Source organism: Verrucomicrobiota bacterium (assembly GCA_016871535.1).
Classification (GTDB): domain Bacteria; phylum Verrucomicrobiota; class Verrucomicrobiia; order Limisphaerales; family SIBE01; genus VHCZ01.
Map to the genome: position 1 here is coordinate 1 of VHCZ01000088.1, position 21,408 is coordinate 21,408.

General features: G+C 60.1%; 14 protein-coding genes and 2 pseudogenes. 13 read left to right on the forward strand and 3 right to left on the reverse strand.

From position 1 onward, the window contains the following. Positions 1-884 precede the first annotated feature (884 nt). On the forward strand, positions 885-1,787 hold the full coding sequence (locus tag FJ398_13225) for a TIM barrel protein (protein MBM3838901.1): 903 nt from the start codon (positions 885-887) through the stop codon (positions 1,785-1,787). 50 nt (positions 1,788-1,837) lie between these two features. Here the strand turns inward: FJ398_13225 and FJ398_13230 are convergent. Further along, a pseudogene (locus tag FJ398_13230) lies at positions 1,838-2,222 on the reverse strand (hypothetical protein). 502 nt (positions 2,223-2,724) lie between these two features. Between FJ398_13230 and FJ398_13235 the strand changes: the two are divergent. The 10 genes from FJ398_13235 to FJ398_13280 all read left to right on the forward strand — a co-directional run bounded on the left by FJ398_13235 (position 2,725) and on the right by FJ398_13280 (position 16,497). Further along, complete coding sequence (locus FJ398_13235) at positions 2,725-3,291, forward strand: DUF4256 domain-containing protein (protein ID MBM3838902.1); 567 nt, start codon at positions 2,725-2,727, stop codon at positions 3,289-3,291. A 191-nt stretch (positions 3,292-3,482) separates the two neighbouring features. After that, entirely contained in the window at positions 3,483-4,742 is a 1,260-nt protein-coding gene (locus FJ398_13240) for a hypothetical protein (protein MBM3838903.1), read from the forward strand. A gap of 535 nt (positions 4,743-5,277) precedes the next feature. After that, positions 5,278-6,414, forward strand: coding sequence for a hypothetical protein (locus FJ398_13245; GenBank protein MBM3838904.1), 1,137 nt, complete (start codon positions 5,278-5,280; stop codon positions 6,412-6,414). A 2,481-nt stretch (positions 6,415-8,895) separates the two neighbouring features. Next, positions 8,896-10,134 carry a Na+ dependent nucleoside transporter domain protein gene (locus FJ398_13250; GenBank protein MBM3838905.1) on the forward strand — a complete coding sequence of 413 codons (1,239 nt, stop codon included), beginning with the start codon at positions 8,896-8,898 and terminating at the stop codon, positions 10,132-10,134. Between the two features lie 99 nt (positions 10,135-10,233). After that, complete coding sequence (locus FJ398_13255) at positions 10,234-11,007, forward strand: hypothetical protein (GenBank protein MBM3838906.1); 774 nt, start codon at positions 10,234-10,236, stop codon at positions 11,005-11,007. Between the two features lie 495 nt (positions 11,008-11,502). Continuing rightward, positions 11,503-13,221 carry a hypothetical protein gene (locus tag FJ398_13260; protein MBM3838907.1) on the forward strand — a complete coding sequence of 573 codons (1,719 nt, stop codon included), beginning with the start codon at positions 11,503-11,505 and terminating at the stop codon, positions 13,219-13,221. Positions 13,222-13,283: 62 nt separating this feature from the next. Further along, positions 13,284-13,499, forward strand: coding sequence for a DUF104 domain-containing protein (locus FJ398_13265; protein ID MBM3838908.1), 216 nt, complete (start codon positions 13,284-13,286; stop codon positions 13,497-13,499). A gap of 122 nt (positions 13,500-13,621) precedes the next feature. Next, the gene (locus FJ398_13270; GenBank protein ID MBM3838909.1) at positions 13,622-14,080 is read left to right on the forward strand and encodes a hypothetical protein; all 459 of its coding nucleotides are present in this window, start codon (positions 13,622-13,624) and stop codon (positions 14,078-14,080) included. Then, the gene (locus FJ398_13275; GenBank protein MBM3838910.1) at positions 14,080-15,681 is read left to right on the forward strand and encodes an AAA family ATPase; all 1,602 of its coding nucleotides are present in this window, start codon (positions 14,080-14,082) and stop codon (positions 15,679-15,681) included. Before FJ398_13270 ends, FJ398_13275 begins: the two co-directional genes overlap by 1 nt. Before the next feature lie 3 nt (positions 15,682-15,684). Further along, a complete protein-coding gene (locus tag FJ398_13280) occupies positions 15,685-16,497 on the forward strand; it encodes a hypothetical protein (protein ID MBM3838911.1) in 813 nt (270 codons plus the stop codon). A 1,054-nt stretch (positions 16,498-17,551) separates the two neighbouring features. Here FJ398_13280 and FJ398_13285 read toward each other — a convergent pair. Next, a pseudogene (locus tag FJ398_13285) lies at positions 17,552-19,006 on the reverse strand (oligopeptide transporter, OPT family). 286 nt (positions 19,007-19,292) lie between these two features. On the opposite strand from FJ398_13285, the gene FJ398_13290 reads away from it, so the two are divergent. Then, on the forward strand, positions 19,293-19,796 hold the full coding sequence (locus FJ398_13290) for a BON domain-containing protein (protein ID MBM3838912.1): 504 nt from the start codon (positions 19,293-19,295) through the stop codon (positions 19,794-19,796). A gap of 101 nt (positions 19,797-19,897) precedes the next feature. On the opposite strand, the gene FJ398_13295 is transcribed toward FJ398_13290, so the two are convergent. Further along, the gene (locus FJ398_13295) at positions 19,898-20,518 is read right to left on the reverse strand and encodes a DNA-3-methyladenine glycosylase (protein ID MBM3838913.1); all 621 of its coding nucleotides are present in this window, start codon (positions 20,516-20,518) and stop codon (positions 19,898-19,900) included. Between the two features lie 96 nt (positions 20,519-20,614). On the opposite strand from FJ398_13295, the gene FJ398_13300 reads away from it, so the two are divergent. Continuing rightward, on the forward strand, positions 20,615-21,277 hold the full coding sequence (locus tag FJ398_13300) for a hypothetical protein (protein MBM3838914.1): 663 nt from the start codon (positions 20,615-20,617) through the stop codon (positions 21,275-21,277). Positions 21,278-21,408: the final 131 nt, after the last annotated feature.

Sequence of the window (21,408 nt, forward strand, 5' to 3'; positions counted from 1 at the left end):
GATTCGTTTGAGCGCCTGTTTGTCCTCGGCCACGCGCGGATTGCCGTCGAGTGGCTTCTCGGCCCAGTCAATCGCCTCCCCAGATACCTGGAGCAGGACTCCACGTCAACCCAGCGATGGAAACCAGTACTAGGATCGCCGAGAACCCAGCGCGGCCCTGCGGCGAGTGTTGGCGTCTTGATCTACTGTGCAGACCGTAGGATTGACGACAGATCGACCGGAGAACCGTAGCGCAGATTTTCAATCTGCTGTATCGCCGATTTCCAATCGGCAGGGCGCCGGCAAGTCCCAGCGGGCTCGGACTGGGAGACGCCCCGCAGAATACAATTCTGCGATACGGCAGAGTGCAACTCTGCGCTACGAGCTTTGGTCGTCCATCCCGTGGACCAAGCAGTAACGAAGCGATGCCCTGGTCACCAAGACTCGTTTTGATCGAGCGCTTCGTCCAATTCCAGATATTCTGTCAGTGACGGTGGGGCGAGGCTCCTGCCGAGCCAATGCCATCGAAGGAGGCTCGGCCGGAGCCTCGCTCCACCGTCGTTTACTGAAGGCATCGATTCCGGGGACTTTCTCCTTGTCGCAAAGCGCCGCATGATTACGATGCGGTCATTCCGTGGAACAGAGAACGGCACTTATCAGTTCTCTTTTCGTTGCATTATGATGGTCCTCCAAAGTCCATGAAAACCACAACGAATAACCCTCTCCGGCGCGCCCTGACGCGTCGTCGGTTTATTGGCCGAACCCTGGCCGCCGCCGGGGCCGTCAGCGCGGCGCCGGCGACGCTCATGGCGACGTTTCACTTCGCGGACGTGGGGACTCAGCCGGCGCTGAAGCTCGTCTGGCGCCAGGGAAACAGCAAAATTTGTAAACCATCCTTTTATTTTATGAATCGACGATCATTTCTGAAAATTACGGCAGGCAGTGCGGCGGCAACGGCTTTTCTCCCACCCGCGTCCGCCGCGGCGAAGCGCAATTTGCAAAAGGCGATCATGTATTCCACGATCGGCGTGAAGGGTTCGGTGCTCCAGAAATTGCGAGCTATGAAGGCAGCGGGCTTCGATGGCGTGGAACCGATGGGCGCCATGGATCGCGACGAGGTGCTCGCGGCGTTGAAGGAGACCGGCCTCAAAGCCGCCAGCGTTTGCGATCACATCCACTGGGTGAAAACCTTGTCCGCTCCCGACGAAGCCACGCGCAAACTGGGCCTGGATGGACTCCTGCTGAGTTTGCACGACGCCAAGGCCTATGGCGCCGGCAGCGTCCTGCTCGTGCCCGGAGTCGTCCGCGGCGGCGCCATCGGCCGCGGTGACTCTACCTATGAGGAATGTTGGGAACGCTCCATCGTGGAAATCAAAAAGGCGATTCCGGTGGCCAAAGAACTCGGCGTGAAAATCTCCATCGAGAATGTCGGTAACAATTTCATCACGACGCCGGAGCAAGCGGTCGCTTACCTGGACGCCATCAACAGCGAGTGGGTCGGCTGGCATTTCGACATTGGCAATGTGGGCGCCAAATACGGTCCGGCCGAGCGCTGGATTCAGGTGCTCGGTAACCGCATCGTGAGAATCCATGTCAAGGACTTCAGCGCCCAGCCGCCGGCGGCGGGTGTCCGAGGCGACCGTCCGAAATTACTGGACGGCGGAACCAACTGGCCCGCGGTCATGGCCGCCCTCGACCACGCGGGCTACAGTGGTTGGGCAATTTCGGAGCAACCCGGCAACCAGGCTGCGGACGTCGAAACTGCCCGCGACCTGGCGCAGCGGATGGACAAGATTTTTGCCTTGTGAGAACTGCTTCACGGATTAACCGGCGCAAGTGCTGTGATGTTCCATGGGGCTCAACGTCCTAAGACGCGTTGGGATTCCAGCTCCGTGCCGTCCCAAATCCTTACTGTTCCATCTTCGCCCCCCCGAGATCAGCCGACGGCCATCCGGGCTGAAGACCACGCTGAGCACCGAGCCGCGATGGCCGCGTAAGGAAAGTATCTCTTGTCCAGTGTCCAGAGTCCAAAGGCGGATCGTCCCGTCCGCGTGCCAAAGGGCATTTCCCAGAGGTGGATCTCGTGTTTTTGGCCACTGCTGACGGCTAATTTTTTGGTTGCCGGATTGAAGGCAAGAACTCCTACGACGGGAAAAGATTTGTCCTGGATGTAACTGGCGAAAGTCCGATGCGATTCCGCGCCGGTTTCGAGATTGGAAGGCCAGGTCATGGGCACACCGCATTACTGTGCAGACCGTAGGATTGACGACAGATCGACCGGAGAACCGTAGCGCAGATTTTCAATCTGCTGTATCGCCGATTTCCAATCGGCAGGGCGCCGGCAAGTCCCAGCGTGCTCGGACTGGGAGACGCCCCGCAGAATACAAATCTGCGATACGGCAGAGTGCAGCTCTGCGCTACGCGTTTGGTCGTCCATCCCACAGACCAGGCAGTATGTGGCCCGAACAGGTCGAACGCCCGTTGGCAGTGAGATCGCGCAAACGCTCGCGGGCCCGGCCCAGGCCGCGGAAGAACTTCATTCACTTCAGGCCGCTCTCGCGCGGTAGTGATGTGTCTCACAAATGGCGGGAGTTTCACGTTCCATGTCACTTACCGTTTTGACTTTGGTGCGGCCTGGTCTTTGCCACAGCCGCGCTCCGGCTCAGTCTTGCGAGACGCGATGATCTCTTGTTCAATTCGCAAGCGAAGAGCGAATGAAAACCCTCGAACGCCAAAATGACCAACATGAAGAGCACCAAAAAAGAGCTGAGCCCGAAACAACGGGAAGAACTCCTCGGCACGTTGAAGGATCGTTTTGAGACCAACATGAATCGCCATCAAGGTCTGGATTGGGCCAAGGTGCAGGCCAGGCTCGAACCCAATCCGGAAAAGCTGTGGTCGCTCCATGAAATGGACAAGACCGGCGGTGAGCCGGATGTCGTCGGCCAGGATAAAAAGACTGGCCAATACGTCTTTTTTGATTGTTCACCGCAAAGTCCCAAGGGTCGCACCAGCCTTTGTTACGATCGTGAGGCGTTGGATTCCAGGAAAGAGCATAAGCCCAGGAGCAGCGCCATCGATATGGCCGCGGCCATCGGTATTGAGCTTCTGACGGAAGAACAATATCTGGAACTCCAGAAACTGGGAGAGTTCGACATGAAGTCGTCGAGCTGGGTCAAAACCCCTGCGGAGATGAGGAAACTCGGCAGCGCGCTTTTTGGCGATCGCCGCTTCGGCCGTGTCTTCTTTTATCACAACGGTGCGGAGTCGTACTACAGCGGCCGGGGTTCCCGTGCCTCGCTCAGGGTCTGAGCGCAGATACGGACATCGGTTTGTGTGCAATAGCCGGCGATTATTTTGCAGAAGGTGGCGTCAAGCGGTATGGTCTTGCATCGCCTTCGGCGCAATCGCCAATCGCCAATCGCCAATGACCCATAGCCAATCGGTCAATCCTCGACGAATTTGCGGGACTTGACGCGAGCGGTGCCGGATGATTTGGCGCTATGAGAACACTCGAAGATTTTCTGACGCAGCATGAGCATCTGACGCGGCGTTATTTTCTGCGTTTGGGCATGGCCGGCACGGCCGGGGCCGCGCTGGGTTCGTTGGCAAACCTCGCTGACCCGCCCGCACCGGAGTTGGCCGAAGCGGTGGCGAATCTCGAATCGTTCCTGACACCGCTCGATCAGTTTCGGGACGTATCCCGAGGCAAACCGTTGCCGCACTCGCTGCCGGACGCCCGGAAACGCGAAGTCGGACTGACGCGCGAATCCTGGAAACTCGAAGTCATCTCGGATCCGGATCATCCCGCGCGAATTCGGCAACCCATGTTGAAGGCCGCCGGCACTGCGCTGGATTTTGCCGGCCTGATGCAACTGGCCGAAAAGCATGCGGTGCGGTTCATGAAAGTGATGACCTGCCTCAACATCGGCTGCCCGCTCGGCACGGGCATCTGGGAAGGTGTTCCGCTCCGGGAAGTAATTTGGCAGACCGAACCGCGCGAGGATTTGCGCCGCGTCTTCTACTACGGTTATCACAACGAGGACCCGAAACAGATGTTTCGCAGTTCATTGCCGATCGGGCGCGTGTTCGAGGATTATCACGATTTGCCGCCGGTCATTCTTTGTTACAAACTCAACGGCCAATGGCTTTCCCCCGAACGCGGCGGCCCGGTTCGCATTGTGGTGCCCGAAAGCTACGGGTTCAAATCGATCAAGTGGCTGACCCACGTCGTGCTCACGAATCTGGCGCATGCCAATGACACTTACGCCGAAGCCAATAACGACATTGACAGTCCTCTCAAAACATTTGCCGCCACACTCCGGGTCCCGCGCGAGGCGAAGGCGGGCCGGCCTATCCCGATCACCGGTTACGCGCAGGTCGGCGTTTCAGGTCTGTCGAAAGTCCAGGTTTGGGTCCATCCGGAAGAACAGGAATTGCCGGCGAACGACCGTCACTTCGCGAAGGCGCCGTGGATCGACGCGCAGATTCTCGCGCCACCCAAGACCTGGGGCGGCGGTTTGCCCGGCGACACGATCCCGGCGAACACTCAAGGCTTCGATTCCCAGGGCAAGCCACGCGCGTGGCCCATGCGGTTGTGCAAGGTGCATTGGGCGGTGCTTCTCCCGGGTTTGCCCGCGGGAAAGTACATTCTCCGGTCGCGCACGATCGACGAGCAAGGCTATCCCCAGCCCTTGCCGCGGCCGTTCCGAAAGTCCGGTCATGCGGAGATCGAGCAAGTGAGCCTGGTCGTGACGCGTTGACCGGGGCTTCCGGATAGGGCGGAGCTGCCGCTCCGCCTTTGGAGTTTGGACATTTTTGGCGTCGCTATCTTTGTCACAAGTGGAATCTTGAGTTTCTCCCGGAGGGCCCGGCGATTCCAAAAGCGCCAGAGGACTCTGCTCCTTACACGATCTGCGGACGGCGGTCGCCAATCCCAAGGGGATTGCGTCCGCCAGCCCAGGGTTGCGAGGAACGAGCTACCCTGGGTAAAGCGAACGAGCAGGAACCAACCCCAAAGGGGTTGCGCCTCTCCGATTGGCCAAAGACGCAACCCCGTTGGGGTTGAGCCCGTGTTCCCGTTATTCCCCAGGGTAGCTCGTGCCTCGCTACCCTGGGTTTTGCGTCGGAATCCCGTTGGGATTCTAACCGGAAGAATTGCGTGTAAGGAGCAGAGAGGACTTCCGCACTCCTAGACTGGCGGCGATTTGGCCGGTTCATGGGCAGAATGGTTGCCTCGAAGCGCTTGCGCAGACACTTTGGGCGGTTAACTTATGGGAGCAATCCAAGTGCTGCCCGATGAAGTCGAGAGTTGTCCGGAACTATTGCCCGTGGTTTCTGGTCTTGGTGTGGCTGACGCCTTCCGTGTTTGCCGCGAACCAACCCGCTCAAGTCCGCCTCTATTGTCAGTCGCTCCAGTTTCAACCGGCGACTACCCGTGTGGCGGGGCAGACCTACACCCTGGAGATCACTACGGCGGATTCCTTTTCCGAAATCAACGGCGAACTGGCTCCGCTTTACTCGCCCAACTTGCCGACGCACGGGGCTTTGTTTCGATTGCAGAGCCCGGTCGCTCTGGAACCGATCCTCGGAAATATCGCCTTCGATCAGCCAGAACCGGTGGACCTGAACGAGAACGGCTTCGATGATTTCTTCGAGGTCCGGCAAGAAGGCGACGGAACCGCGCAGGGACTTTTTGAAACGCCGATTGACTCCGGCAGCGTGAGCGTCACATGGCGCCGCGGCGCCGGTTCGGTGACCGGCACTTGCCAGGTGCGTTTGACCAGTTCGACTTTCGGGCAATATCCCACCTTCACGCACACGTTCCAACTGCTGGAGTTTAAGGGAACGTTGAGCTATGTGCCTTCCACCAACCTCATCACCGGAACCTTGAAAGTGGCCCGGACCGGACAAGAGGCTAATCTTCTGTCCGGCGCCACCGCCATGACTCGCGTGGCGACGAATCGGTTCAACCAAGTGCTTCTGCTGCCCGGAAGCCTGGTCGGCGCTGAAGGTCAGGTGCTGCTTTACGCCGGGACCGGACTGGAGCGCGATGAACTGACCAAAACCAATTACTTCGGCTACTTCGCGATGGCCGACGGCGATTTGAAGACCGCCGCGACGGATTATCTGGACTGGGTGTTGTCGATCGACGATCCAAACGACGCGAACGGCAACGGGATTCCCGATCTGACGGACGATCTCGCGGCCGCCGGCGCGCGGCGCCCCGTGCTTCGCCTGGCCCGATCCGCCAATCAATTGCTTCTGAATATCAGTGGCGACATCGGGAGCCGGCTGGACCTGGAGACGCTCGGCTCGCTCAGCGCCGCGAATTGGTCGCGAAGTTTGTCCGTGACTCTGACCAACGATCCGCACGTGGTCGTGCTCCCATTGCCGGAATCGGCGGCGCAGTTTTGGCGCGGGCGCGGGCCATAGAGAAAAACTCCGCAAGCGGCAGCAGCAATTCATTATGGACTGCTTCCATGACGACGAACGTTTCCACGGGTAGGGCGAGTCCGTCCCGGCGAGCCGTGTCCGACGTATTGGGAACACGTTGAAGGCGGCTCGCTCGGACAGGCTCGCCCGACCGAAGTCAGAAAAAGAAAACTTTCCATCGACAGTCTCGTTCGACAGGAGTAGAGGAGAAGCCAGCATTAACCAATCGAACTCGCATGAAGTCCTTTGCATGCTGGCTGGCTGCCTTTGGTGTAATTGCAAATCTGCAACGTTGCGCTTTTGCGGCCGACCCGGTCATCCACCCCACCCTCCAACAAGCCTTGATTCGACCTCCAACGCCCGTGCGCCCCAAACCGTTGACCGGTTTTGCTACGGCGTCTCCACGTGCGATTCCCCGTCCGGGTTATTTGACTCAGCCGCCGCCATCGACCACGCGCACGGCGGCCGCGCGCTCGCAGTCCCAATATTCGGGAGCTTCGGTTTACTCGCCGAAAACGGGCACAATCGCTCCGGCGCTGAAGGCGCCGTTGGTCTTCGTTACAGGAAATTCCAGATCTGGGACGAAGCTTTACCCGCCTATGTCCCCGGTACTCCCCACCTGGCTTAACATGGGGCCAGTCTCATGGAAGAATCTAACTCAACCAATCTGCACGAAAGGAACACATCATGAAAACATCAGGAATGGCGTTGGCGGTAGTGGTTGGGCTTTCCGCACTGACTGCGCTGGCCCAGGAGGAAAGACAACAACCACGCCCGGAGGAGCGTCGAACGCGCGAGCGGGATGTTCGCATTGAGCGTCAAGACGCGGGGCCTGGAGAACGCGGCAAACGGCGTGCACAGCCGCCCGAAGCTCAACGCGCCAAGCCCAGGCAGGATCGTAACCGTGAGGGAGACCGTCCGCAGGCCGGGCCCAGAGCGGGAACCGAACGCGAAGGGCCGGGGCCTCAACCGCGAATCGTGACCCCGCGGCCGCGACCCGAATCAGATCGTCTCGCGCCCCAAGAAATCCGCGATCGCAATCCGGATCAGCCGCCGCGCGAGCAACGGTCGCAGGTCGATCGCGAAAATCAAGGTTCCGGACTACGGCAAGGCGGACCACGCTCCGCATTGAGACCGCCTGCTCCGCCGGAGAACCGCGACCGAATTCCAGAGCGCGGTGGAAGTGGACAAGACTTCAATTTGCGCGGTCCGGGGCCAGTGGACCGGCCGCAATTTCGGCCGCAAGATCAGTCGGATCTGCGTCGCGAACTGAGTCTGCTCCGCCAGGAAATTCAGCGCTTGGAAAGGCTCATTCTGGAATCTCGCGATCAAGGTCCTGCGATGCGCGGCAGGACGCCTGGGCCTGGGCCGCGCGCGTCCATCGGACCGCCCAACCAGGTTGCTCCGGCGGAAGAGCTCGGTCCGGGACCGCGTGAGCCTCGCGGCCCCGGGCAATTCGATCGCAATCCCCAACCGCGTCAGCCGCGATTCCAGCCGGAGCAGAGATCCGGTCCGAGCGGCGAATTCCGCCCTGGCCCTCGCCAGCCCGATCAATCTGGCGGCCCGCAAAATCCGCCCCAACGCCGTGCCCCGGCGTTTGGGCGTGGAGAGGACGGCCCACAGCCTCCCGCTCCACCCCGTAATCGCGAAAGACAGCCTGACCGTCTGGAGCGGAAGTAGCTCTTCGTACTTTCTCCTTGGGGCTGCCTGTGGCTAATCCGGTCGCGGAAACGTGATGCGGTTCGAGATCGCGTATCGAGTCAGCCCCGCAATGGTCCGGATATTCAGCTTGCTCATACTGATCAGACCGTGGGATAGAATACACTTTGCCAGGAGGGATTTTGGCCAGCGGCGAGGAGCGCGCGAGGCGGTGTATCCCTGCGATCCACAACGAGCGAGCGACGAAGCGGCTGGCCAAAAGACCCCTGGCCCTGCCAAGCTGCCATTAATCTTCCGACACCCATTTAACTCATTTAACCCGATTTAACGATTTGACTTTGTAACGCTTCAACGTGGAAACGACTTCAGCAGAGGCTTTGCCGCTATGCCTTCGCGAACCTTCCACGCTTACCTGGCCAGGGCCTCCACTTTGTCGTCCAGACAATCCCGGACGGTTTGGGCCAGCTTCTGCGGCGCATAGGGTTTCTCCAGTAACGCCGCGTCTTCGAGAGGCACTCCTCCGTCCTTGAGAAGATCGGAGCTGTATCCGCTGCTGAAGATCACTTTGAGATTCGGCTTCCGCGCTCTGCTCAGGCTGGCCCAAAGTTGGACACGCTGTCCGAATGATGGACAACCCGCACCATGCACTCGGCCCATGAACCCGGTAGGGCGAGTCCGTCCCGGCGAGCCGCTCGACGTGCGTGGAAGACGTCCGACTCGTCTCGCTGGGGACAGGCTCGCCCGTCTGGTTCATGGGCAGAATCGCTGCGAAACCCAAGAACCGTCTTGCTTCGGGTCCAACCTCGCGAATACCTTCCGCGCATGGCGCTGAAGCTGATCAGCTTGTTCGGTCTCCTCATGCTCCTCGCTTTGGCCTGGGCCTGTTCGTTGAACCGGAAAGCGTTTCCGTGGCGCACGGTTCTCTGGGGGTTGGGACTGCAATTCCTCTTCGTGTTGCTCATCCTGAAGACGCCCTTTGGCGCGGGAATGTTCCAGTTCGTGGAACGCGGCTTCGCCAAGCTCAACCAATTCGCCATCGAGGGAGCCGGGATGGTTTTCGGGCCGCTGGCGAACGAGAAGTTGCTCACCGAAAAATGGGGCGCCGAGAACAGCTTCATCTTCGCCGTGACCGTCAGCGCCACGATCATCGTGGTCTCGTCCTTGTCTTCGTTGCTGTATCACTGGGGTATTTTGCAGCGCGTCGTCCATGCCGTCGCGGTCGTGATGCAAAAAGCGATGCGGACCAGCGGCAGCGAAACGCTGGCGGTGGCGGCGAATATTTTCATGGGCCAAACCGAGGCTCCGCTCGTGATCAAGCCTTATCTGGCGGGCATGACTCGGAGCGAATTGCACGCCTTGATGGTCGGCGGCATGGCGACCATCGCGGGCGGCGTGATGGTGGCTTACACTTCGTTCGGCGCCAGCGCGGGCCATTTGCTCACCGCTTCCGTCATGAGCGCGCCTGCCGCGTTGATGATCGCCAAAATCATCCTGCCCGAGACCGACAAAAGCGAGACGGCCCACGATGCGCCGCTGAAGATCGAACGCACTTCGTCCAACAGCATCGACTCGCTCTGCCGCGGCGCTTCGGAAGGACTCACGCTGGCGCTGAACGTCATGGCCATGCTCATCGCGTTCGTGGCCGTGGTCGCGCTCGCGAACTATTTGCTCGGCCTGCTCTTGCGGCCGCTCGGCCTGCACGCCACGTGGCAGGATGTGTTCGGGTGGTTGAATGCTCCGTTTGCGTGGTTGATCGGAGTGCCGGCTAAAGACTGCGTACAGGTTGGCCAGATCCTCGGCGAACGCATCGTCCTGAATGAATTCTTCGCTTACCTCACCTTGACCCGGCAGAAGGCCGCGCTGGATGAGCGGAGTTTCGTGCTGGCGACCTACGCCCTTTGTGGCTTCGCGAACTTCTCCAGCATCGCCATCCAGATCGGAGGGATCGGCGGCCTGGCGCCGGGCCGTCGCACAGACCTGGCCCAACTCGGTCTTCGGGCCATGATCGGCGGCGTGCTGGCCTGCTACGCCACGGCCAGCATCGTGGGAATGCTCCTCTGAGCCTGGGATAGAAAGCATCCCCTCAGTTAACTGAGGGGTTCCGACAGAAAACTCTTTCCGCGCCCGGCAGAGCGGATTAACTTGCAGCCGGCAATCCGAATGAACCAGAACCTGAAGCTTGCTTTGTACGTCATTCTGACGACGGCGTCGTGCGTCTTCGGTTACCTCTCGTACAAGAACTACACCCGATTGATGAGCGGCGTATTGGAGAATGCCGACGTCCGCGCGCCGGATGTTCCCGCTCTGGAAACCAGCGGCAATACCCTCGTGACTCGAGGCTACGCCCAGGTGATGATCTTCGGCGCCGGTTTTTTCGTGGCCGTCGTCGCGCTGGGATTCCTACTCGGCCACGACGTCGCCCATCACCTGGGCGACCGCGCCCTGAGAGGCGTCCACAACGACGAAGGCGAAGGGATGACCGATCCGGATTACGAAGCCGCGGAGCAAGTCTGGGCGGACGGCAAGCACCTGGAGGCGATCCAACTCATGCGCGATTACCTGAAGAAGAATCCGCGCGAGCAGCACGTCGCCATCCGCATCGCGGAGATTTACGAGAAAGACCTGAACAACAATCTCGCGGCGGCCCTGGAATACGAGGAAGTGCTCAAGCAGAAACTGCCGTCGGAACGGTGGGGTTGGACCGCGATTCACCTCTGCAATATCTATTTCCGGATGAATCAGGCGGACAAAGCCGTCGCCCTTTTGCGCAAGCTCGATGCCGAACACGGCGAAACCGCCGCCGCCGAGAAAGCCCGCAAACGTCTCGCTCTTTACGACGCCGAGCAAGGCACAGCGCAGATTCTCGAAGAACCCGCCCCCGCCTCTCAGATTCTCGAAGATCCCGGCTCGCAGAGAGGAACCCGGCCGTCGTAGTGCGTGTGATTACACCATGCGCCCCCTCCTCAAGACGATGAAGAAAGAGGGCGCAGAAATGTGGCGCGCTCGCTTTGTGGAGCCGTGAGGAACGGGTTTGACGTGTTATCAGTGATTCTGTCCTCGTAGCGCAGAGTTGCACTCTGCCGTATCGCAGAATTGCATTCTGCGAACCGCTGACCAGTCCACGGACCTGGGAGCTTGCCGACGCCGTGCCGATTACAAATCGGCGATGCAGCAGATTGGGAATCTGCGCTTCGGCACCGACACCTTGTGGATGCGCTGAGGGGTCGCGTTGACTCATGGGAAAAGCTTACCGAAGGGGATCTGAGTTTTGGTTCGGCTGACTCATCATAGTGTGGACTGTTTTCGGACCTGGCGGAACAGAGCTTTGAGCTGCTCTTCCAGCGTGGTTTTCAAGGTTATCGGGTTGAGGGATTCGAAGCGAGTGCGGAGAGCGGCCTTTTGCTCGAGGGTTAGCTCGGGCGAATTTCGGTGGCGTTCTACATTCGCGTGGAGGCCAGCGTGGAGAGCGTGCGCAAGGTCGCCCAAATGCTCACGCCCGAACGCGTGTCTGATGTGGAGCAATTGCGCGAGTTGTTCGAGGCCAAGTTCTCGGAGGCGCTCAAGACCGCGGGCAAGCAGATGGAGTTTCACGAGCTGTTCACCGAACGCATCAAGTTCCGCGACGAGGTGCAGGTCGAGAAAGAAAACGCCGACGCCGAGATCGCCAAACGCGAACAAAAGCGCCGCAACGACGAGGACACGGCCAAGCAGACCCGCGCCGTCACTGAAATCAAAGCCAATGAAGAGGCGGAAGCCCGCAAGGTGATCGAAGCCCGCCGGCAGGAAGTCGAAGCCAAACGCCTGGAAGCCGACGAATCCATCCGTCTGCGCACCGAGGACATGAACCGCGCCGTGCAGGAGCGCGAATTCACTGTCAAGAAAGAGAAACAGCGTCTGGAACAGGAAGCCTTACAGGAAGGCGAAGAAGCCCGCGTCCGCCGCGAACGCACGGTCTCCCTCGCTGAGATGGACAAGGAAGTCAAGGTCGCCGAGTCCGCGGTCGAAGTGCAGCGCAAACGCGCCACGGTGGTCGCTGAGGAAAAAGCTGTCGTCCAGCAGCAGGAAGAAAAGACCAATATCGAAGCCCGCATGACGGCTGAGCGCGTGCGTGAAGTTACGCTCATCGAGGCCGAGATGAACGCCAAGAAAGATCAGGTCGAAAAAGTCGTCGCGGCCGATGCTCAGAAAGAAGCCGAACGCCACCTGGCGGAGGCCGAGAAGATCAAAACCATCACCGCCGCCGATGCCGCACGTGAAGCGGCGTTGCGCGACGCCGAACGCCTCCAAACGATTGCAGATGCCGAAGCCAAGGCCTCGGACAAGAAACGCCACGCGATGGAGCAGGAGGCCGAGGGCCTTGCGGCCAGAGAAGCCGCCCGCGGTTTAGCCGAAGCGCGTGTCATCACGGCCAAGGCCACCGCGAAGAAGGCTGACGCCGGCGCGGTCCGCGAGCTGGGCCTGGCCGAAGCTGAGGTCATCAAGGCGAAAGGCCATTCCCACGCCGACATCACCCAGCAGCAAGCCGAGGCTGAGGCCGAAGGCGTGAAGGAAAAGGAACTGGCCATCGCCACCGGCATCGAAGCCAAAGGCCTGGCCGAGGCCAAGGGCATCGAGGAAAAAGCCAAGGCCATGAAGCTGCTCCACGCGGCCAGCCAGCAACACGAGGAATTCCGCATCAAACTCGCCAAGGAACGCGACGTCGAACTGGCCGCGATTCACGTCCAGAAGGACATCGCCCGGGCCCATTCTGAGATCGTGGCCGAGGTGCTCAAGCACGCGAACATCGACATCGTCGGCGGCGAGAACGACTTCTTCGAGAAGGTGGTGCGCGCGGTGGGCAACGGCAAAGCCGTGGACCGTCTCGTCGGGAGCAGTGAAACGCTGACCGAGATCAAAAACTCGTTCTTCAACGGCGATCCCGAATTCTTCAAGGAACGCCTCCGCGCCTGGGTCAAAGACTTCGGGATCCGGTCCGAAGACTTGAAGAATCTGACGGTGGCGGCGTTGCTGGCCAAACTGCTGGCCTCCACGAAGGACTCTTCCCTGCAATCGGTAATCCAATCAGCCCAAACGATGGCGCAGGAAAGCGGCCTGGCCGACGTGCTGGCCGCGACGGCACTCTCCGAGCAAGAAACCGCCAAGGCGTGAATACCCGCTCCACGCGCCTATCCTGGCTGGCGAATCCTGTCATCGCGTGATAAAGACAAGCCATGAAAACGATCCATGCATTACATGAAAAGGGCGTCTTTCGCCCATTGGAATCGGTGGATCTGCCGGAACGGACGGAGGTGGAAGTGGTGTTGAAAGCTGCAGGAGAGAATCCGCCGCCGGACGAGAATCTGAAGGCGATCAACGAAATACTCTCCGAGAGATTTCACAGCGGGGAACACGATTTGGCCGCGCGTCACAATGAGCATCAGCCATGACGGCCGTCTTTCTGGATACGGTCATGTTTCCTTTAATGATGGGCCGGTTGGGCATCACTAAAGCGTTCACGAACGTCAAGCATTTCCGGGCCGCCGGCTTCGAGACTCTGTTTTGATCAACCGTGCTAACTGAAAGCGGGGATGCAGTCGCGTCCGAGGCGCAGGTCGCTTCGCCGGAATCCGCCGCGCCCTCCACCGCGCAGGCGCTAGGCAGCGCGACTTACGAGATCATCCGCCAGCGCCTCCAGGTCCAGGGCAATCTCCTCCGCGAGCGGATGGCCAAACTCGACGCGCGGCGGCAAGCAGTCTTCGGCGCCATCGAGTACAAACTGCTCAAGGCGGATCGCATCGTCACGGCGCACAATTGCGTTCCTCGGGACATGGTGCCGCTTGGCCACGGGCGCTTTTTGTTCGGCTTCAACGTCCAGTTCGGGCTGAAGAAAGAGATCAATCTGAGCGACGTGTTCGCGATCTACTCGCACGACGAAGCGTCCGGTCTCTGGAAGGAGAGCGACCTGGGCGTGCTGCAGGACAAAACGTTCGTCACGGATTTCAAGCGCACCTACAGCGCACCGACTTAATGGGCTTGTTGCTGCTGATTTCGCCGCCGGGCTACGGCAAGACGACGCTCATGGAGTACATCGCCAGCCGCCTGGGCATCGTCTTCATTAAAATCAACGGCCCGGCCCTCGGTCACGGCGTCACGTCGCTGGATCCCGAAGAAGCGCCCAACGCGGCCGCTCGCGAAGAGATTCAGAAGCTGAATCTGGCGCTGGAAATGGGGGACAACGTGTTGATCTGCGTGGACGACATCCAACATTGCAACCCGGAGTTTCTGCAAAAATTCATCTCGCTGTGCGACGCGCAGCGGAAGATCGAAGGCGTCTGGCGCGGCCAGCCCCGCACTTATGATCTGCGCGGACGCAAGGTCGTCGTGGTCATGGCGGGCAACCCCTACACGGAAAGCGGGCAGAAGTTCAAAATCCCCGACATGCTCGCCAACCGCGCCGACACCTACAACCTGGGCGATATCATTGGCGGCAGCGCGGATTACTTCAAAGCCAGCTATCTGGAAAATGCCGTCACGTCGAACACCGTCCTCGCGCCGCTGGCCAACAAGAGCCAGAAAGATATCCGCACGTTCATCCGCATGGCCGAATTCGGTGAGCGCGACGCGACGGGCCTGGAGGGCAGTTATTCCTCGCAGGAAGCCGAGGAGATTCTGAACGTGATGAAGAAGTTGGTGAAGATTCGCGAGATTGTCCTGCGCGTAAACCAGGAATACATCCATTCCGCGGGACAGGCGGACGAATTCCGCACCGAACCGCCGTTCAGGCTCCAGGGCTCTTACCGGAACATGAATCGCCTGGCCGAGAAAATCGTGCCGATCATGAACGATCAGGAGGTGCTGGACCTCGTCCTCGACCATTATCGGAACGAATCGCAAACCCTCACCACCGGCGCGGAAGCCAATCTGCTCAAGTTCAAAGAAATCATCGGCCTGCTGACCGACGCCGAGAAAGCGCGGTGGGAAGAAATCAAAAAAGCGTTCAAACGCCACCAACTCACGCGCGGGGGCGACTCGAACGATCCCGTGAGCCGCGTGGTCTCGCAACTGGCCGGCTTCCAGGCCGGCCTTGAAGCGATTCAAGAAACGCTGGCGACGCAGTTGGCGAAAGCGCAATCGCCGCAGTTGAACGTGGATTTGACTCCGCTGAGCCAGAGTCTGGAAGCCTTGCGTTCCGGCGTGGAAACCCGCCTGGAGCATCTGGCCGCTCCGGCCAAAGCCGAGTCGCGTCCCACCGGCGAAGCCGCGCAGGTGGCCCGGCAACTGAGCGCCGGATTGCAGGCCTTGCGCGAAAGCCTGGCGTCGGCGCTCGGCGAGGTTCATTCCGGAGTGACGGCCCGCCGGCTGGAAACGTTGGACGCAAACATCACGGCCGTTTACAACACGCTGGAAACTTTGAAAGACATGGCTCGCCAACAGAGCCTCAACCTGCGGGCAGCGCAGGATTTGCTGGCCCAACGCGCGCGGCAAGGCACCGTGGAGATTGAATTGACCCAGGACATGCTTGCGAACGAAAGCCTCTTTCTGGAAAAGTTCCACCAATTGCTGGCTGAGCGCGAGCAGCGGCAGATCCCGCCGCCCTATTCCCATTCACCGGCGAAGCCTTCGACTTAACCCATGAAAAAGTTTCGCAAAAGGTTCCAGGATCTGAGCCAGAAAGCGGCGCAGATCAAACACGTGTTGGAAGCCGCGCCCGGCAAAGTGGCCGAGGTTCGCCAGCTCATCACTCAAACCGTCGGCGAATTCCAGCAGCTCAAGGATGACTTCCGGATCAGCAGTTCGGCGTTTCCGGAAATTCTGGAACAACTCACCGCCGGGGCCGAAATCCTGGACGAAACCGGCTACAGCCTCGACCACGTTCAGATGGAAGTCGGAGGCAACCCTCGGCTCATCGTTCATTTGAATCGCGAAGAGGAAACGAGCGCGAGTTCGTTGCGCGACCTGCAAACGAAACACCAGAGCAACGTTGCGTTTCGCAGCATCCTCGCGGCGCTCAGCAAAGCCGAGGAAATGGCGGCGAAGGTGCGTCTTCCCGGCATGACCTATGGCGCGCTGACGGTTGAGATCGGCATGATGCCTGGCGTCCGGCTCACGTGGTGGTCGGACGCCACGCACGTCGAAGAGGAGGAGACCCAACCCGCGCCTCCGACACCGCAAATCGTCGCACCCGCCGCGCCCGCGCCGGCTCAACCTGGATCGGCGTTCCTCGGTCAAGGTTCATTCTTCGAGCGGCGCACACCTTTGCCTGCGTCTGCCGTCGAAGCGAAGCCCTCCCAACAGCACGGGGAAAGCGCCGCGGCTCCGGCGCTCACCCCGAAGGCCAGTGAAGCGGCGAGCAAACCCGGTCCCGGTTCCACTCCCGGCGGTTGGCGGCGTGACGCCCTGGATCGATTCAAGCAGATGCCGGACCTTTCGAAATACAGCCGATAAAGCGGACGGCAGGCCACAGCTACGCCCGTCGACCCCCGACGCGATAGAGCAAGGAGGCCATCGCCAGAAAAAGCAGCATCGGCCACCACGTGTGGTTTTGCGCCAGCGCGCCGAGGATGCTGCTCTGGTCGAACACGGCGTCCTTCTCGTAGAAGGCGATGATGGATTGCACGACGCCGGCAATCGCGCCCCCGGCGATGAGTCCCGAAGCCATCAAGACCCCCGGCGAGAATTCAGCGGCCGTCGAGCCGTGGTCTCCGCGCTTGCGGTCCACGAGCCAGCGCACGATTCCGCCCGTGAAGATACCGGCGGAGGTCGAGATCGGAAGGTAGAGCCCCACGGCGAACGGAAGTGAGGAAACGCCGACCAACTCCATGATGACCGCAAAGAGCATCCCCACCAGCACCAGCCCCCACGGGATGCGCCGGTCCAGCGTTCCGTCTATGATCAGCGCGAAGAGCTGCGCTTTCGGCGCGTCAAACTTCCAATTCTGCACCGCGGTGTGCGTGATGGTTCCGGATTCATCCACAAGATAGCGGCCAATCGGCACGCCGCTTTCCTCGCGTTCGGTCTGGACCGCGCGGTACGACACATGATCGAGGCCCAGTTCCGTGGCTGGACTCGTTGCGTAAGCAATCTTTCCTTCGAGCGTGGCCAGGTATTCGCCCGGCGGCGCTGTTCCGCTCTTTTCGGCCAACTGGATGACGCGGTATTCCTTGCCGTCGAGCCCAGGTCGAGTCGGCGCGTCCACGGGAATCGGGATCGTGACTTCCGGGTAATTGCGCTTCTCCAGAAGTGGGAGTTTCGCGCCGGAGATAGACTTTCGCTCCAAACGCCAAGGGAAGTCGGGATCCACGCTGGCCACGACCGCAAATGCCACGCTGCCGTCGTTACGAACCAGATAACGGCCACGCGTCGTGAGTGGCCCGGTTGCTTCCCGCACATAGACGAGGCGATAGTCTCTATCGTCCGGTCCTTTCACGGTGGCTGCATTCGGTGGCAGAGGAAGGCGGAAGCCTTCGTGCGCGACCGGTTTGTATGTGGTGTGCGCCGTATCCAGAATCTGAAGGATCAAGCCAATGGCGAGCGCGGAGACAATCGCGCCAATCATGATGGCGATCTGCTGCAACCGGGGTGTCGCGCCCACGATGAATCCCGTTTTCAAATCCTGAGAGATCGTGCCGCCGTTCGAGGCCGCCACGCAAACCAACGCCGCGGTGGTGAGCGCAAGCGCTTTGAAGTCAGCCCCCGTCCATCCGAGCGCGACAAAAATTGCGCAAGTGATCAGCAACGTCGCGACCGTCATTCCAGAGATCGGGTTCGAGGAGGAGCCGATTTCGCCGGTGATCCGGCTCGACACGGTGACGAAGAAAAAGCCGAAGAGCACAATCAAGACGGCGGAGAGCGGGTTGATTTGCAGAACCGGCGCCAGCCAGATCGCCGCCGCAATCGCCAGCGCCCCTCCGATGACCACACCGATCGGAAGATCCTGTTCTGTCCTGGGCCGAGCAGTGGCCCCGGCGGCGCCGGCTTTCAAGCTTCGCAAGCCTCCGGCAAACGCCGCGAGAATGGTTGGAATGGCCCGAGCCAAAGCGATGAAGCCGCCGGCTGCGACCGCGCCCGCTCCAATGTAAAGGATGTAGCTGTTGCGAATTTCCCTGGCACTCATGCCCGAAATCAGCTTCGTGGTTTCCGGGTACATCGGCGTCGTGAACCCATCCCCAAACAGGTGAATCAGGGGCACGAGAATCATGAACGCGAGCGTTCCCCCGGCCATCATGTTGGCGGCGACGCGAGGCCCAATAATGTATCCCACCCCCAGCATCGGCGGGGAAACTTCGACGGCCAGGAGCGCTCCTTTGAGATTCCCGCCAAACGTGACGATTTTACCGGCGAAGACGGCGGCATCGGCCCAGAGTTTGCCAATGAGGTTCAGGAAGGCATAACCCAGCCCAACGAAGAAACCCAGGAACACGGTTTTCGCGTTGGTGCCGCCTTGCTCGCCGACGATCAGGACATCCGCGCACGCGGTTCCTTCCGGGTACGTGAGCTTGCCGTGCTCTTTCACAATCAGGCCTTGGCGGAGCGGGATCATCATGAGCACGCCGATCAGCCCTCCAAAGAGCGCGACCAGGAGCACGCGGACCATCTCCAGCTCGAAGCCCATGATGAGAAGCGAAGGCAAAGTGAAGGCGACTCCCGCAGCCAGGGATTCTCCAGCGGAGCCGGCGGTCTGCACGATGTTGTTCTCCAGAATGCTCGCGGACCGCACTTTGAACCAGCGGCTGAACCACCGGAAAAGGGTGATCGACAGCACGGCAACGGGAATGGAAGCCGAGACCGTCAAACCAATCTTCAGGCCCAGGTACACCGAACTCGCCGCGAAGACCACCCCGAGCACAGACCCGACAAGAATCGGGGGGAACGTGAACTCCGGCAAAACTCTTTCCGCGGCGACGAAAGGTTTCACCTCGTGAGGGGCGGTTTTGGAAATCGGGATCGCGCTCATACGCCCGCGAAGGGTATCGGAAGGGTATTCGCAATTCCAGTTTGAATGTTTTGAATGTCCGCCTTCATTGAAACTGTCGGTCAACGAAGTCTTCTCCCTCTCTTCCCGAAGGGAGGAGAGGGCTGGGGAGAGGAGGGGCGTTGGCTCGCTTCTCATGTTTCCAGGAAATCCCTCTCTCCAACTCTCTCCCCACTCGCTTCTCGCGGGGAGAGAGGGAAGTCAATCGAAGCCGCTGACCGACACTTTTAATCGCACCCTGCTGGTCGGCGTTACGTTGCATTTGAAGATGCCGCCGCCTACATTGAGTCCTGTGAAAGCTCTTTTTAGCCTCTTCGTGCTCGCATTGATTGGATTCGCCGCGTTTTGGTACCTCACCGGGGCGCGCCGAGAAGAGAGCGTTCAAAAGGCGGAGGAGGAAGTGGCCAAAACAGCCGTCCGCCTCAAGGACGCGATTGAGGACAAGCTGAAAAACACTTCTTTGCGCGGAGACGATATCAAGGAGGAACTGGCCCGAAGCGGCAAAGTCGTCCGGCAACTCGCAAAGGACGTCAGCGCGGTCGTCGCCGAAGCCACCGTTGATGCGCGCGTCACGGCCGCAATCAAAACAAAACTGGTCAAGGATCCCGATCTGTCGGCGCTGAGTATTTCCGTGAACACAACCTACGGCGTCGTGACCCTGTCCGGCACGGCGCCCTCCTACGACGCGATTGGCAAAGCGATGCTTCTCGCGATGGAAACGGATGGCGTGCGCGAGGTGATCTCGACGTTGCAGGTGAGGATGGTGAAGTAATGTGGCCCACGGATGGCCGGGTGCGCTCCTAATCTTAATCTCAATCAGGCTCGCATTGGCACCAGATCGATTAGGAGTAGAATTACGATTACGAGGAGGAGTCAGGCCCGGTCAACCCCGCCGGAACTGGCGGCTTTTCGTCGTGACACGAAAGGGCTGCCCGCCAGGTAAAATCGGAGCGGCAGATGCGCGGCTTTGGAGAGGCCGACCCGGACCGCCGTTACAACCGGACCTTCCGCATGCACGTATTTATCAATGTCGTCGTTCGCGGCAATAAACAGCTTTGAAGCCGGGTCACAGAGATTTGCTCCGTCCAGATTCCGATCGATGCCCATTGCGGCACAAAGCTTGGCCGGGCCATTGGTCAGATGGTGTCGGTTCTCAACGCGACGGTTCCTCCGCATCAACTCTTCACCGAGAGCCGGTTTGATGGCGCGGATCAGCACGGCTTCAGCCTTGCCCGGAGCGCAGCAAACGGCGTTCACGCAGACATGATAGCCGTAAATGAGATAAACATACGCCCGGCCTGGAGCGCCCCACATCGTGCGGTTTCGGGCGGTCTCCCCTCCATACGCATGACAGGCCGGATCGTCCGCCAGGTAGGCTTCCGTCTCGACGATGAGACCTCCACAAAGGCCTTGCGATGTGCTTCGAACGAGCCAGTGACCGAGCAATCGCGGGGCAACCGCTTCGGCGGAAGGCAGAAAAAAATCTTCGGGCAAAGTTTGAAGCACAGAAATGTATTTGAAAATGAGGCTGGCCTGTCAATACTTCGCCCTCGGCTGCGCTCGAACAAGCATGTGCAGCATGTCAAACCTATGAACACGTCCAGCCATTCCATTCAACTCAGACCCAGCTTTTCTTCCGCGACTTTTCGCCGTGCGCCGCACGAAACTCACCGCATAAAGCGGGCGGGCGGCGGCGAGGCGAAGCCAACTTTGCGCGGCGGCCTGGCTCTCCTCGCTTGTTGCGCGGCGCTGTGCCTTTGGGCGGGTTGCGCCTCGGTTCCCGTGCCGGACGTCGCCACGCATTACGACCCGCACACTCAGCTCCGAACCGATTTGATTCCGGACAACTTGCTGGAGACGCAGGGGCCTGTGCGCGAATTGCTCTGGTTGAACGCGTCGCGTGTGTTCAAGGACCGGCAGTACTTCGAGTACTATCTGGAAGTTCATTACGAAGCCCGCGAAGAAACCGGTTTGCTGAACATTCACCCCGGGTTGTCGCTCACCGTTATTGCCGACGGCAGGGAATTCAAATTCCGAGGCAGCGGCAGCTTGAACTCGCGCAAGCAAAGGCGCGGCGTGGTCAGCGAAGATGCGATCTTCTTGGCGAGCGCGGAGGAACTGCGGGCCATCGCCTTTGCGAAAGCCGTGACGGTGAAGATCGCGGGCCAGAACGGAGTGGTGGTTCGGGATTTCGTGCCGGCCAATTTCGAGCGGTTCCGCAAGTTTGTAACCGAGTTCGTCGATAAGGCTTAGAGCGTGTCCGAAAATTGCGCGGGGTCCTGCGGCGAGGGATTTTGGCTGTGGCCAAGGCGGCGAGGTCCGAGCATCCCCAACGCGGGCTGTAAGGACCGAGCCAACGCAGGCCACGGACAAAAGACCCGCCG